The sequence below is a fragment of the Polyangiaceae bacterium genome, assembly GCA_015075635.1.
GTDB lineage: Bacteria > Myxococcota_A > Polyangia > Polyangiales > Polyangiaceae > JADJKB01.
The window spans coordinates 592,851-606,497 of record JABTUA010000001.1 but is presented as its reverse complement, the minus strand read 5'-3'; the positions used below and the strand labels follow the sequence as shown (position 1 = coordinate 606,497).

13 protein-coding genes are annotated in these 13,647 nt (G+C 69.9%); 9 read left to right on the top strand and 4 right to left on the bottom strand.

Annotated features, from left to right (window positions below; genetic code table 11):
* Positions 1-23: 23 nt before the first annotated feature.
* Both HS104_02820 and HS104_02815 read right to left on the bottom strand, forming a co-directional pair.
* Positions 24-476, bottom strand: coding sequence for a hypothetical protein (locus HS104_02820; GenBank protein ID MBE7478911.1), 453 nt, complete (start codon positions 474-476; stop codon positions 24-26).
* Positions 477-637: 161 nt separating this feature from the next.
* Entirely contained in the window at positions 638-817 is a 180-nt protein-coding gene (locus HS104_02815; GenBank protein ID MBE7478910.1) for a hypothetical protein, read from the bottom strand.
* Between the two features lie 40 nt (positions 818-857).
* On the opposite strand from HS104_02815, the gene HS104_02810 reads away from it, so the two are divergent.
* The 4 genes from HS104_02810 to HS104_02795 all read left to right on the top strand — a co-directional run bounded on the left by HS104_02810 (position 858) and on the right by HS104_02795 (position 5,587).
* Positions 858-2,429, top strand: coding sequence for a carbohydrate porin (locus HS104_02810; GenBank protein MBE7478909.1), 1,572 nt, complete (start codon positions 858-860; stop codon positions 2,427-2,429).
* On the top strand, positions 2,426-4,252 hold the full coding sequence (locus tag HS104_02805; protein ID MBE7478908.1) for an alpha-amylase: 1,827 nt from the start codon (positions 2,426-2,428) through the stop codon (positions 4,250-4,252). Before HS104_02810 ends, HS104_02805 begins: the two co-directional genes overlap by 4 nt.
* A 103-nt stretch (positions 4,253-4,355) precedes the next feature.
* Complete coding sequence (locus HS104_02800; protein MBE7478907.1) at positions 4,356-5,345, top strand: hypothetical protein; 990 nt, start codon at positions 4,356-4,358, stop codon at positions 5,343-5,345.
* Positions 5,333-5,587 carry a DUF559 domain-containing protein gene (locus tag HS104_02795; GenBank protein MBE7478906.1) on the top strand — a complete coding sequence of 85 codons (255 nt, stop codon included), beginning with the start codon at positions 5,333-5,335 and terminating at the stop codon, positions 5,585-5,587. The genes HS104_02800 and HS104_02795 overlap by 13 nt, the downstream gene beginning before the upstream one ends.
* A gap of 5 nt (positions 5,588-5,592) precedes the next feature.
* Here HS104_02795 and HS104_02790 read toward each other — a convergent pair whose 3' ends face one another.
* A complete protein-coding gene (locus HS104_02790) occupies positions 5,593-6,756 on the bottom strand; it encodes an acyl-CoA dehydrogenase family protein (protein ID MBE7478905.1) in 1,164 nt (387 codons plus the stop codon).
* Between the two features lie 50 nt (positions 6,757-6,806).
* On the opposite strand from HS104_02790, the gene aroC reads away from it, so the two are divergent.
* Entirely contained in the window at positions 6,807-7,901 is a 1,095-nt protein-coding gene (gene aroC / locus HS104_02785) for a chorismate synthase (protein ID MBE7478904.1), read from the top strand.
* 4 nt (positions 7,902-7,905) lie between these two features.
* Here the strand turns inward: aroC and HS104_02780 are convergent, their stop codons facing one another.
* Complete coding sequence (locus HS104_02780; GenBank protein MBE7478903.1) at positions 7,906-8,685, bottom strand: glutathione S-transferase; 780 nt, start codon at positions 8,683-8,685, stop codon at positions 7,906-7,908.
* A gap of 43 nt (positions 8,686-8,728) precedes the next feature.
* Between HS104_02780 and ugpC the strand changes: the two genes are divergently transcribed.
* From ugpC to HS104_02760, 4 genes are read left to right on the top strand one after another with little or no spacing between them, the layout of a single operon-like run.
* Positions 8,729-9,832 (top strand): sn-glycerol-3-phosphate ABC transporter ATP-binding protein UgpC, encoded by a 1,104-nt coding sequence (gene ugpC, locus HS104_02775; protein ID MBE7478902.1) that lies wholly within the window; start codon positions 8,729-8,731, stop codon positions 9,830-9,832.
* A 4-nt stretch (positions 9,833-9,836) separates the two neighbouring features.
* A complete protein-coding gene (locus tag HS104_02770; GenBank protein ID MBE7478901.1) occupies positions 9,837-10,634 on the top strand; it encodes an SDR family oxidoreductase in 798 nt (265 codons plus the stop codon).
* The gene (locus HS104_02765; protein ID MBE7478900.1) at positions 10,631-12,784 is read left to right on the top strand and encodes an extracellular solute-binding protein; all 2,154 of its coding nucleotides are present in this window, start codon (positions 10,631-10,633) and stop codon (positions 12,782-12,784) included. Before HS104_02770 ends, HS104_02765 begins: the two co-directional genes overlap by 4 nt.
* The gene (locus HS104_02760; protein ID MBE7478899.1) at positions 12,781-13,617 is read left to right on the top strand and encodes an ABC transporter permease subunit; all 837 of its coding nucleotides are present in this window, start codon (positions 12,781-12,783) and stop codon (positions 13,615-13,617) included. The genes HS104_02765 and HS104_02760 overlap by 4 nt, the downstream gene beginning before the upstream one ends.
* The last annotated feature ends 30 nt before the right edge of the window (positions 13,618-13,647 follow it).

Here is a 13,647-nt window from a genome sequence, read left to right as displayed (position 1 = left end):
CCGGTCTCACGAGTTGCTCGAGATCAGGTGCACTCGGTCGCGCACTTGGTCGTGCCGCACGCCTCGACCGCGTCCCAATCCGTCTTCCCGTTCGGGTTGGACGTGACGCAGGCGTCCGCGCAGGCCTGATCCGTGCAAGATCCGGCGCACTGAACGATCGCCGCGCAGGCCGTGTTGCCCAAGCACGCAGCAAGCTCGGTGCCACAGTTGGTCTGCAAGCAGGTGACACAGTCGTTGCCCGTGCCGCCGGCCGCGCCGCCGCTGGCCGAGCCCGCGCTGCCGCCGCTGGCCGAGCCCGCGCTGCCGCCGCTGGCCGAGCCGGCCGAGCCGCCCGAGCCGCCCGAGCCGCCACCGGTGCCGCCGCCGCCGCTCGCCGCGCCCGCCGCACCGCCGGTGCCGCTGGTGGAGTCTTCGGAGCTACAGGCCGCCATCGTCGCCAGACCCGCCATGAACGCAAGAGTGATCAAGTTCTTCATTGGTATTCGCCTCGCAGGAAACTCACGCGCCAGGGCCCCGGGGACACCCGGAAAGCCTGCCCGCGCATGTGTCGGGGTACCTTGCCGCCCCAGGTCGGTCAAGGAAATGGTGCAGTTAGCGGCTGCAAGTGCTCGGAATCTCGTCGCTGGACGAGCGTTCGTCACTCCAGGCCGGCCAGGTGATCCTTGGGCTCCTCGCGGCTGCCGGGCGAGAAGATGAACACCAGCGGGATCAAGCTGATGGCGACGCCGAGCAGGCCGACGATCTTCGCGAGGGTGACGAGTCCGGGCTCCATGGCGACGCCATCCATACTCGGCTCGCGCCCGAGCGCAAGAGACACGCGTCACCTCCGGGCCCGGATGTGATATCCGCGGCCCACGATGAAGCGCGGGGTCTGGGCTTGTGGGCTGTTCTCCCTCGCGCTCCTGCGCCCCGCGCTCGCGCAGCCCGGCGCGGTGCCGCCGGACCCGGCGCCGCCGCCCACCGTGGAGCCGCCGGCCCCGGCGGCCGTGGAGCTGACGGAGGAGCCGCCGCCCAAGAAGGAGAAGCCCGCCCCGGAGCCCGAGCCGGAGGAGCCGGCGGTGCAGACCGGCAAGGTGCCGCCCTTCATGGGCCCGGTGAAGGTGCCGGCCCCGAAGCTCGACTACCCGCGCTCGAGCTTCTCGTTCGGCTCCTACGGTCGCGTGGTGGTGGCCAGCGACGGTCGCGGCGGCGAGGGGCGCGACGCCGACGTGGTCGCCTACGGCACCCGCATCGACGAGGGGCCCTACGCCGAGCTCGAGCTCCGGCGCGACGACGAGTGGAAGAAGGACCTCTCCTCGCGCATCGTGACCACGCTCGCTATCGGCGGCCCGCTCTTCCACTACGACGGCAAGTTCGACGCGAAGGTCGCGGTCAGGAACCTGTACCTCGAGGAGCGCGGCATCGGCGACAAGGGCCTCAGCGTCTGGGCCGGCTCGCGCATGTACCGCGGCGACGACATCTACCTGCTCGACTTCTGGCCCCTCGACAACCTGAACACCGTGGGCGGCGGCGTGCGCTTCGACACGCGAGACGGCAAGAGCTTCGCCGCCTGGCACGTCGGCCTGAACCGCGCCGACGATCCCTTCCAGCACCAGGTGCGGCCGCGGCCGGCCCCGCAGAACCAGCCCGGCACCACGGACGTGGAGATCCTGAACCGGCCGCGGATCATCAGCAGCCTGAAGCTCTCGCACATCGTGCCGATGTTCGACGAAAAGGGCGGCGTCAAGGCCGTGCTCTACGGCGAGGTCCACCGCCTGCCGAGCGGCGAGCGCGAGGACCAGCCCGGACGGCTCGAGGAGGTCCCCGGCGACAGCGGCACGCTGATCGGCGGCCAGGTGGGCCTGTTCACCGGCGAGCATGACACCTTCGTCAACCTGTTCTTCCGCCACGGGCGCGGCCTCGCGGCCTACGGCGAGCTCGCCACGCCGGAGGGCACGAGCCCCGAGCGCACGGTCGAGGGCGCGACCCAGACCTTGATCGGCCTGGCCGGCAACTGGGAGATGCACCCCTTCGGCGTGGTGGTCGGCGGCTACTTCCGCTCCTTCCGCGAGCCGACACCGGAGACCTTCAACTTCAACAACGTGGACGAGGGCATCTTCGTGGCGCGGCCCCACGTCTTCCTGGGCGACCACGCCGGCGTCGCCGTCGAGGGCTCGTACCAGGCGCAGCAGCGCGGCGTCTTGAACATCGCCACGAACCAGCCGGTGCACGCGAAGGTCTGGCGCTTCGGCCTGATGCCCTACCTGTCGCCTTCGGGACCGGGGGTCTTCAAGCGGCCGGTGCTGCGCCTGATCATGGCGTTCACGCAGCGCAACGACGACGCGCGCGCTCTCTACGCCTACGACGACGTGTTCGCACGGCGCAAGGTCGAGCAGTTCTACGGCATCGGTGCCGAGTGGTGGTTCAACTCTTCGAGCTACGGGCAATGAACATGAAGACCAAGCTCACTCCTCTCGTCGCCGCGCTGGCGCTCGGCAGCTCCGGCTGCATGGACTTCGAGGGGCTCGACGGCGAACGCCCGATCAAGACCCACGTGCAGGACTGGCGCAGCGAGATCGTCTACCAGCTCTTGACGGACCGCTTCGCGAACGGCGACCACGCGAACGACTATCGCGTGGTCGAGAACGCTCCGGCCCGATATCACGGCGGCGACTGGCGCGGCGTCGAGGAGAAGCTCGACTACCTCGACAACCTGGGCGTGACGGCGCTCTGGATCTCGCCCATCGTCAAGAACGTCGAGACCGACGCCGGCGTGGACGGCTACCACGGCTACTGGACGCAGGACTTCACCCGGCTCAATCCCCACTTCGGGGATCTGCTCAGCCTGCGCCGCATGGTCGACCAGGCCCACGAGCGAGGCATGAAGGTGATCCTCGACATCGTCGTGAATCACGTGGGCCAGGTCTTCTATTACGACATCAACCTGAACGGGCAACCCGACGAACGCGTGGAGGGCGCGGGCCCGCTGATCGCCCCCAAGGGGCCGGGCGGCGGCGAGACCAGCCCCGTCAGTCACATCAACGAGTACGACCCGGACTACGACCCGCGGGGCGTGCAGGCCTGGACGAGCCTGGGCGAGGCCGGCCCGGCGCCGGTCGTCTTCGTCTACGACCCGGCCTCGAACCACATGCCGCCGGAGCCGGCGATCTTCCAGGAGCCTCGCGCCTACAACCGCAAGGGCCGGGTCTGGAACTGGGACGATCTCGATCAGGTGCGGCTCGGCGACTTCCCCGGCGGCCTCAAGGATCTGAACACGGAGGATCCCGAGGTGCGCCAGGCGCTGATCGACGTGTTCGTGCGCTGGGTCGAGCTCACGGATCTCGACGGCTTTCGCATCGACACGCTCAAGCACGTCGAGCACGACTTCTGGAAGACCTTCGCGCCCGCCGTGCGCCAGCGCCTGGCGGCGAAGGGCAAGAACAACTTCTTCATGTTCGGCGAGTCGTTCGACGGCAACGACGAGCTCGTGGGCTCCTTCACCTTCGCCGACGAGGTGGACAGCGTGTTCTACTTCCCGCAGTACTACACGGTGATCCGCGACGTCTTCCAGCAGGGCGCCGCCACCAAGAAGATCGAAGATCTCTGGAACCAGCGCCTGGGTCCGAACGGCAACTACGGCACGGTGCCGCAGCCGGGTGGCATCGGCGTGCCGCCGAACAAGGCGCTGGTGAACTTCCTCGACAACCACGACGTCGGCCGCTTCTTGTTCTTCAAGAACGACAAGGCCGCGCTCCACAACGCGCTCCTGTTCCTGTTCACGGAGGACGGCATCCCCTGCGTCTATTACGGCACCGAGCAGGGCTTCTCCGGCGGCAACGACCCGGCGAACCGCGAGGATCTCTGGTGGAGCGGCTACGATCAGTCGAACTCCGACTTCCAGTGGGTGCGGCGCTTGGCGCGCATTCGCCGCAGCTACCCGGCGCTCACCCACGGCGACCTCAAGGTGACCTGGTCGAGCGATCGCACGGGCGCCGAGTCCGACGCCGGCATCTTCGCCTTCGAGCGCACCGGCGGCGACGCCGGCCAAGCCTACGCGCTGGTCGTGCTCAACACGAACGCGAGCCATGAGAGCTCGACGCAGTTCAACGGCGCCGGCATGCAGCTCGCCGCTCCTGGCGGCACCAGCCTGGTGAACGTGCTCGATCCGAACGAGAGCGTCAGCGTGGCCGGCGACGGCACGCTGGTGGTGAGCGTGCCGGCTCAGAGCGGGAAGCTGTTCGTGCCGGCGGGCGAGCTGAAGTCGGGGCTCTGAGGCTCGGCTTTCGCCCGCCCGAGCCCACGCAACGCCACCCCGAGCCTGTTCGGACCATCCGCCCGGAGCTGCGCCTCAGATTCAGTCAGCCTAGACTGACGTCATGTGGAGCCAGAGGTCTTTCGGGGCGTGGGCGATCGTGGTGCTCGCGTCGGTGGGCGGCTGCGGCTCATCCGGAGCGAGCGGCGGCGGCAGCGGCGGCGGAAGCGGTGCAGTCGGCGGAAGCGGTGCGGTCGGCGGAAGCGGCGCGGCCGGTGGAAGCGTCAGCTCCGGTCCGATCGCGCGCGGAGACTTCGGTCAAAAGGTCGCAGAGGCGTTCTGCGCGAACGCCGCGGCTTGCTGCCAGGCCGCCGGCTATCCCTACAATCTGGCAGGCTGCATCGCGTATTGGAAGAGCACTCTGGAGCAGCTCGACAGTCCGCTGGCCAGCTACGACGAGGACAAGGCGGGCGAGTGCGCGGCGTTTCTGGCGAGCGTGGCGAGCTCGTGCAAGGTGCCGACTTCGCTCGGGCCATGCGAGCAGACGTTCCAGGGCAGCGTGCCGGACGGCGGCAGTTGCACGTCGAGCGCCGACTGCGTGAAACCTCCGGGCGGCCAGGTCACCTGCTCGAAAGGAACCTGCCTGCAGGACGCGCGACTGTCGCTGGGAGAGGTCTGCGACAAGACTTGCCACGATGACGGGTCGAAGATTGAGTGTGAGGACACCCCGTTCGGTAGCGACGCTGGCACATGCTGGATCAACGACGGCTTGCAGTGCCTGAACGGGGCCTGCGCCGCCGCGGGTCAGATCGGAGACGACTGCTTCACCCTCGGTTGTGTCGAGGGCGCCTACTGCGCCTGGACGACGTCCAAGTGCGCGCCGCGACTCCCGCTCGGAGCTGACTGTCCTCAACCCAGCGTCGATCCGCTGCACGCTTGCGTCGTTGGCACGTACTGTCTCGAACCGGACGACAAGTGCGTGGCGAAGAAGCCCGATGGCGCCGACTGCGAGATGCTCGGGAGCGCTGTCGGCTTCGAGTGCGCGAGCGGTGCGTGCAACGACGGCAAGTGCGGGCCAGCGCGCCCCGTGAGCGACAATAGTTGCGGCGGGTGACGGCGTCGGGGCGCCATTCGGGGCCGTTGCTCGGTCAGTACATCGCAGATCTGGCCGTGCCCTCGGCGCGGCTCGTGATTGAGGTGGACGGCCCGTACCACGCCGCCCGCGCGGCGGCGGATGCGCGTCGCGATCGCGAGCTCGGTCGGCGCGGGTGGCGGGTGCTGCGCTTGCCTGCGGAGCTCGTGGCGAAGGACGTCGCAGAGGCGGTCGCGCGCGTGCGCTCGGCGCTCGGCGGCTGACGATCTCACCCCGTCGCGTACGCGCTTCGCACGAGCTTCGCGATGGTCGCCAGCTGCATGTTGCTGGTGCCTTCGTAGATCTTGCCGATCTTGGCGTCGCGGAAGAGCTTCTCCACCGGGTACTCCTTGGTGAAGCCGACGCCGCCCATGAGCTCGACGGCCAGGCTCGCGCTGCGCTCGGCGACCTGAGAGGAGAAGAGCTTGGCCATGGCCGCCTCTTTCACGAAGGGCTGGCCGGCGTCCTTGAGGCGCGCGGCGTTGTAGACCATGAGCTTCGCGGCCTCGATCTCCGTGGCCATCTGCGCGTACTGGAACTCCATGCCCTGGAACTCGGCGATGGATTTGCCGAACTGCTTGCGCTCCACGATGTACCTCATCGCGTGGTCGAGGGCGCCGGCGGCCAGGCCGATCATCTGCGCGCCGATGCCGATGCGCCCCTCGTTCAAGGTCTCGATGGCGATCTTGTAGCCGACGCCGACGTTGCCCAGGACGTTCTCGGGACCGACCTCGCAGTCTTCGAGGACGAGCTCCGTGGTGCTGGAGGCGCGGATGCCGAGCTTGTCCTCCTTCTTGCCGACGCCGAAGCCCTTCTGACCCTTCTCGATCAAGAATGCGGTGATGCCCTTGTAGCCCTTGCTGAAGTCGGTGTTGGCGAAGACGATGAACAGCGAGCTCTCCGCGCCGTTGGTGATCCAGAGCTTGCGGCCGTTGAGTAGCCACTTGTCGCCGCGCTTCTCGGCCTTGGTCTGGAGCGCGAAGGCGTCCGAGCCGGAGCCGGCCTCGCTGAGGGCGTAGGAGCCGACCCACTCGCTCGACATCTTGGGCAGGTAGCGCTGCTTCTGCTCGGCGTTGGCCCAGCGCAGGATGCAGTTGTTCACCAGCGTGTTCTGCACGTCCACGAACACGGAGATGCTGGGGTCCACTTCGGCCAGCGCCTCGACCGCGAGGATGGCGTTGAAGAACGAGCTCTCGGCGCCGCCGTATTCGCTCGGCACCTCCACGGCCATCACGCCCAGCTCGAACAGGCCGGGGATCAGCGATTTGTCCACCGCGCCCGCCTTGTCCATCTCGTGGACCTTGGGCGCCACCCGCTCGCGTGCGAACGCGAGCACGGCGTCTCGGAACATGCGCTCTTCTTCGGACAGCTGAGTCAGGGCGGGGTGGGTCATGACGCGGACCGTCTAGCACGAACTTTCTTTGGGCCCTATGCTCCGCGTCAGTGGCTGGAAATAGCTTCGGGGAGTGCTTTCGCGTCACCACCGCAGGTGAGTCGCACGGCCCCGCGAACGTGGTGATCGTGGATGGCTGCCCACCGGGCCTGCCGCTCGACGAGGAAGATCTGCGCGTCGAGCTGGTGCGCCGGCGCCCGGGCCAGAGCCGCATCGTTTCGCAGCGCCTCGAGAGCGACGAGCCGGAGATCCTGTCGGGCGTGTTCGAGGGCAAGACCACCGGCACGCCGATCGCCGTCTTGGTGCGAAACCAGGACCAGAAGAGCCAGGACTACGAGGCGATCCGCGACAAGTACCGGCCGGGACACGCCGACTTCAGCTACGACGCGAAGTACGGCAGGCGCGACCACCGCGGCGGCGGGCGGGCCAGCGCCCGCGAAACGGTTGCGCGGGTGGCGGCGGGGGCCATCGCCAAGAAGCTCGTCGCGCAAGCGTTCGGCGGGCGGGTGCTCGGCTACGTCGTGCGGGTCGGCGACGTGGTCGCGGAGATCGCCGATCCGGCGGCGGTCACGCCGGAGGAGGTCGAGGCGACCGCGGTGCGTTGCCCCGACCCCGCGGCTGCCGCGCGGATGATCGCGCTGATCGAGGCGGTGCGCAAAGACCAGGACTCCATCGGCGGCGTCGCCGAGCTCGTCGCGACCGGCGTGCCTGCGGGGCTCGGCGAGCCGGTGTTCGACAAGCTGAAGGCCGATCTGGCGAAGGCGCTGTTCTCGATCCCCGCCGTGGTGGGCGTGGAGTACGGCTCCGGCTTCGCGGCCGCCGCTCTGCGCGGCAGCCGGCACAACGACGCGTTCATCTCCGAGGGCGGACGCATCGTCACCTCGGGCAACCACCACGGCGGAATGCTCGGAGGCATCTCCACTGGTATGCCCATCCTGCTGCGCGCGGCGCTCAAGCCCACCAGCAGCTTGCCGCGCGAGCAGCCCACGGTGACGCGCACGGGCGAGGCGACCACCATCAGCACCGGCGGTCGCCACGATCCGTGTCTCTTGCCGCGCTTCGTTCCCGTGGCCGAGGCGATGGTGGCGATCGTGCTGGCGGACCACTGGCTCCGGCAGCGAGCGGTGCTCGGCGCACGGGCCTGAGCCGTCACTCGCCGATGGCCGGCACCCGCCGGCGCTCTTCGCGGTAGAGCCGCAGCACGAGCTGACCGGCGACCGTGTCGCGGAAGTGGCGCGCCTCGGACTGCATGGCCGAGCTCAACGACTCCAGGGGGGGCAGGGGCCAGCCGTACTCCGGGGGCACCACCAAGGGGGCGCCCAGGGCCGCGAAGGTCAGGTCGGCGGCGGTGAAGCGGTCCCCGGTCAGGAAGCGCCGGCCGTCGGCCAGGCGCGCTCCGACCTCACGGAAAATCGCCAGCGAGCGCTCGCGGGAGCGCGCCGCGCCCTCGGCGTTCACGTTCATGCTCCTCCGCATCAGCGCTCGGATGGCGGAGAAGCCGATGCGGAGCGCGGCGGCCTCGCCGCCGCGCGCGCCGAAGGCCTCGAGCATCAGGGCCTTGTCGCCCAGCACGTGGAAGTAGGCCAGGCGTCGCGAGTGCGGGCCGAGCTTCTCGTCGAAGTACTCCTCCAGGTCCCGGGACTCGCGCCGCTGCTCGCCGCTGCCGTACAGGGCGCCGCTCACCTGTCGGTCGCACAGCTCCAGAATGTCCGTGGAATCCGCGAAGGTGCCGCTGTCGGTCACCAGCACAGGGACGGTCCGGCGCCCGCCGCTCCGCTTGCTGTGGAAGGCGTGCAAAAGCGGCACGTGCGCCTCCTCCTCGAACGGCACGCGACAGCGCGTGAGCGCCCAGCGAGCCTTCTCGCAGTAGTGACTGGGGCCCAGCGTGATCAGCCGGTAGGCGGGCATCGTGCCTCCCGGTACTCCCAGAGAGCCCCACGGGCAAACGGATTTCCACTATCGTCCGGCCCCCGTGGCCTCGGTGACGATTCGCGGTGTCGAGAAGCACTTCGGGCAGACGCGCGTCTTGTCCGGAGTGGACATCGACGTGCCCGACGGCGGCTTCGCGGTGCTGGTCGGGCCCTCCGGCTGCGGGAAGTCCACGTTGCTCCGGCTGATCGCCGGGCTCGAGGAGGCGGACGGGGGCAGCATCCGCTTCGGCGACAAGGACGTCACGCGCCTGCCGCCTCGCGACCGGGACATCGCGATGGTGTTCCAGTCCTACGCGCTCTACCCGCACCTCACGGTGCGCCAAAACCTCGCCTTCGGCCTGGAGCTGCGCAAGACGGCGAAGGCCGAGATCGACAAACGCATCGGCGAGGCCAGCGAGATGCTCGGCCTCGAGCAGCTCCTCGGGCGCTACCCTCGCCAGCTCTCCGGCGGGCAGCGGCAGCGCGTGGCGATGGGCCGCGCCATCGTGCGCCGCGCGCAGGTGTTCTTGTTCGACGAGCCGCTCTCCAACCTGGACGCCGCGCTGCGCGCGCAGGTGCGGGTGGACATCCGCAAGCTCCACGATCGCATCGGCGCCACCAGCGTCTACGTCACCCACGATCAGGTCGAGGCGATGACCCTGGCCGATCGCATCTTCGTGCTGAACAAGGGCCGGGTCGAGCAGTCGGGGCCGCCGCTGGAGGTGTATGCGAAGCCCGCGACGCGCTTCGTGGCGGCGTTTCTGGGCAGCCCGGCCATGAACTTCATCGACGCGGCGCTCGAGCAAGTCGAAGGCCGCTGGGTCGTCTCGGCGCCCGGCGTCACGCTCCGGCCGCCGCCCGGCGCCTTGGGCAACGCGCCGCGCGCCGGCAAGGTCGTGCTCGGCGTCCGCCCGCACGACGTCGCGTCGCCGGAGGAGGTCGGCAAGCAGAGCGTCGGGGAGATCCGCGCGGAGGTGGACGTGCTCGAGGCGCTCGGCACCGAGTCCTTCGCCCACTGCAGCTTGGGCGGCACTCCCTTCGTGGCGCGGCTACCCGGCGCGTCGCGCCCAGCGCGGGGCTCCGAGCTCTGCCTGGCCGTGGCCGCCGACCACGTACACCTGTTCGATCCCGATCACGGTCGCGCGCTCTGGAACCAAGGGGAGTAGCGCGATGGAGGGATTCTTCGGGACTCGCGCGCTGGTCACCGGTGCTTCCTCCGGCATCGGCGCGGAGCTCGCGCGTCAGCTCGCGACCCGCGGCGCGAACCTGATCCTGACGGCGCGCTCCAAAGACAAGCTCGACGCGCTGGCCGAGGAGCTCAGGCAGAAGAACCGCGTCGCGGTGCAAGTAGTGGTGGCGGATCTGGCGCAACCGGGCGGCGCCCAGAGCCTGGCCGCCGACGTGGACGCGCTCGGTGTGGACGTCGATCACCTGGTGAACAACGCCGGCTTCGGCGATGCCGGCGCGCTGGTCAAGGCGGATCCCGACAAGCTCGCCGAGATGGTGCGGCTGAACTGCGAGGCCGTCGTGGTGCTGGCGCGGCACTTCCTGCCGCCGATGCTGGCGCGGCGCCGGGGCGGCGTGCTCAACGTGGCTTCCACGGCGGCGTTCCAGCCCATGCCCTACATGGCCGTGTACGCGGCCACGAAGGCTTTCGTGCTGAGCTTCTCCGCGGCGCTGGCCAAAGAGGCGGAAGGCAACGGCGTCACGGTGACGGCGCTCTGCCCGGGCCCGGTGCCGACGGGCTTTCAGGCGGCGGCCGGCATCGAGCCCGGCGTGGAGCGCATCGCCGCCTTGAGCGCCGAGGAGACCGCCGCGCGCGCCCTCTCCGCCTACGCCGCAGGTGACACGGTGTGCGTGCCGGGCGCCGTCAACCGCGTGCAGACCGTGCTGAGCAAGCTCGCGCCGCGTGAGCTCCTGACCTCGGCGATCTCCATCGCGATGAAGCGCGCGGGTCGCGTCAAATGAAGCGAGCCTGGCTGGTGCTCTGCTGCTTGTTCGCGCTGGCACGACCAGCCCGGGCTGCGGAACCGCTCGCGGTCTGGCACGCCTACCGCGGGGACGAGAAGGCGGCGCTCGAGCAGGTGCTCGCCGCCTTCGAAAAGAAGGAGGGCGTGAAGGTCGAGGCGCTTCAGGTTCCCCACGACGCCTACGCGGCCAAGCTCACCGCCGCGGTCCCCCGCGGTCACGGGCCGGACGTGTTCATCGACTCCCACGAGCGCATCGGCGATCTGGCGCAGCGCGGCGTGGTGGCGCTGCTCCCGCGGGAGGCAACGGGCGCGGGCTTCCCGGAGCGTGCGCTCGAGGCGCTGGCTTCGCCCCAAGGGCTGCGGGGGCTGCCGCTCGCGCTGAAGTGCCTGGCGCTCTACGTGAACCAGGACCTCGTCCCGGAGGTCCCGGCGAGCCTCGAGGGCTTCGGCGCGCTCCGCGCGAGCTTGCCCAAGGGCGTGGTGCCGCTCGTCTACGAGACGCGCAACATGTACTTCCACGCGGCGCTGCTCCACGCCTTCGGCGGCGCGCAGCTCGCTCCCGACGAGAGCTTCGGCTTTCGCGGCGAGGCCGGCGTGCGCTCGCTCGAGCTGGTGCAGCGCCTGATGCGTGAAGGAGTGGTCCCCGAGGAAGCGTCGGGCGCCGTCGTGGGCGAGCTGTTCAAGACCGGCAAAGCCGCGATGGCCATCAGCGGGCCCTGGTTCGCCAGCGACATCGGCCAGAGCGTGCGCTATCGCGTGGTGCCGCTGCCTCCGATCGAGGCGGCGGGCGCGCCGATGCGCCCGTTCTTGACCGTGGAGGCGGCGTCGCTGACGCCAAAGGGCAAAGGCAACCCTCAGGCCAGCCGCCTGCTCGCGTTCATCGCCGGCGACGACGGCGCGGAGCTTCGAGCGCGGGTGGGGCGGCAGGTCGTGGCGCGCGTCGAGCTGCCGCCCAGCGCCAAGGGCGACGCCTTCTTGGCGGCGTTTGCCGCGCAAGCCGCCGTGGCGGTGCCCATGCCTTCGTCGCCGCGCATGCGTACCACCTGGGAGCCCGCGGAGCGCGCGCTCAAGAAGACGCTCTCCGGGACGGTGTCCGCCGACGCGGCCTTGACCGAGGCCGCGCGTCGCTTCGAAGACGTCGTGCGCCCGCCGCCGCCGCGACGCTCGCCGAACGTCGCGCTGGTGCTGATTGGCGCGCTGTGCCTGGCCGGAGCCTTCTGGTTGTTCCAGCGCTCGCGCGGGGGTGAGCTCGGTCCCGCCCTCCGGCGCTCGCTGCCGGCCTACGGCTGGGTGGCTCACGCCGTTCTCGCGGTGGGCGCGCTGGTCATCTTGCCCATCGCCGTCGGCGCGGGCACCGCGCTCTTTGCCGGACGCCAGGGCGAGATGCACTACGTGGGGCTGGCCAACTTCGTCCAGATCCTGACGGCGCGGGGCGGCCCGCTGCTCGGCAGCGGCTCGTTCTACCTGGTGCTGCTGGTCACCCTGCTCTGGACTGTCGCGAACCTCACGCTGCACGTCGGTATCGGCTTCGCGCTCGGGCTGGCCCTCTCGCGCCCGACGCTCAGGCTCAAGCCGCTCTACCGGGTGCTCCTGATCATCCCCTGGGCGGTGCCGTCCTACGTCACGGCGCTGGCCTGGAAGGGCATGTTCAGCCGGCAGTTCGGCGCGGTCAGCGCCTTGCTCGAGGCCGTCGGCGTCGAGCCGTTCTCGTGGTGGGCGCGCTTCTCCACCGCATTCACGGCGAACCTCGCCACCAACGTCTGGCTCGGCTTCCCGTTCATGATGGTGGTCACGCTGGGCGCGCTCACCTCCGTCCCCAAGGAGGTGCTGGAGGCGGCCGAGGTGGACGGCGCGACGCGCTGGCAGCGGCTCTGGCGCGTGACCGTTCCGATGGTGGTCCCGAGCATGCTGCCGGCGGTGCTGCTCGGCGCCATCTGGACCTTCAACCAGTTCAACGTCGTGTTCCTGGTGAGCGGCGGCGAGCCGGACGGCACCACGGACATCCTGGTCTCCGAGGCGTACCGCTGGGCGTTCACGCGTCAGGCCCAATACGGCTACGCCGCGGCCTACGCCGTGCTGATCTTCCTGCTCTTGTTCGTGGCTTCTCGGCTCATGTCGCGGGTCGGGCGCGCGCGGGAGGCCACATGAGCGAGCGGCGCGTCAGCGTGGTGGAGAGCGTGATGTCGCACCTGGCGATCGTGGCGGCCGTGGCCTTCGCGCTCTATCCGGTGCTGTGGGTGATCTCGACGGCGCTCTCCGCGGGCAGCGCGCCCGAGCGGCGCGTGTTGCCCATCCCCAGCCAGCTCACGCTGGAGCACGTCACCGAGTTCGCGGGCAGCCCGCACGTGCTGTCGCAGGCGGCGTCTTCGCTCCTGGTGAGCATCGCGACCGCGCTGGTGGGCATCGCCATCGCGCTGCCCGCCGCGTACGCGCTGTCTCGCTTCTCGTTCGTGGGCAAAGACGCGGGCGTGCGCCTGCTGCTGGCCACGCAGATGTTCCCGATGGTGGCGAGCGCCGTACCGCTCTACATGGTGCTCGAGGCGCTGGGCCTGCTCGACACGCGCACGGGCCTGGTCGTCTGCTACGCGACCACCAGCGTGCCGTTTGCCATCTTCCAGCTGCGCGGCGCCTTCGACACCATCCCGAAAGATCTGGAGGAGGCCGCCATGGTGGACGGCGCTACCCGGCTCGGCGCCTTCCTGCGGGTGGTGCTGCCTGCGGCGCGGCCGGCCATCGCGGTCACGGCGCTGTTCGCCTTCATGAGCGCCTACAACGAGTTCATCCTGGCCGCGACCATCCTCGGCAAGGAGGAAGCGCTGACCTTGCCGGTGGTGCTCCAGCGCTACGTCGGCGAGCACGACGCGGCGTGGGGGACGTTCGCGGCGGGCTCCATCCTGGTCAGCTTGCCGGTGATGCTGCTGTTCTACGTGGTGCAGAAGAACCTGGTCGCCGGGCTGACCGCCGGCGGCGTGAAGGGTTGACGTCGCCCCGCGGCAGGGTTTGACGGAGAG

Excerpts from the sequence above, each read along its gene's own strand:
- HS104_02820 (MBE7478911.1), bottom strand. The coding sequence starts at position 476 with ATGAAGAACTTGATCACTCTTGCGTTCATGGCGGGTCTGGCGACGATG.
- HS104_02810 (MBE7478909.1), top strand. The coding sequence starts at position 858 with ATGAAGCGCGGGGTCTGGGCTTGTGGGCTGTTCTCCCTCGCGCTCCTG.
- HS104_02805 (MBE7478908.1), top strand. The coding sequence starts at position 2,426 with ATGAACATGAAGACCAAGCTCACTCCTCTCGTCGCCGCGCTGGCGCTC.
- HS104_02790 (MBE7478905.1), bottom strand. The coding sequence starts at position 6,756 with ATGACCCACCCCGCCCTGACTCAGCTGTCCGAAGAAGAGCGCATGTTC.
- HS104_02765 (MBE7478900.1), top strand. The coding sequence starts at position 10,631 with ATGAAGCGAGCCTGGCTGGTGCTCTGCTGCTTGTTCGCGCTGGCACGA.
- HS104_02770 (MBE7478901.1), top strand. The coding sequence starts at position 9,837 with ATGGAGGGATTCTTCGGGACTCGCGCGCTGGTCACCGGTGCTTCCTCC.
- HS104_02760 (MBE7478899.1), top strand. The coding sequence starts at position 12,781 with ATGAGCGAGCGGCGCGTCAGCGTGGTGGAGAGCGTGATGTCGCACCTG.
- HS104_02800 (MBE7478907.1), top strand. The coding sequence starts at position 4,356 with ATGTGGAGCCAGAGGTCTTTCGGGGCGTGGGCGATCGTGGTGCTCGCG.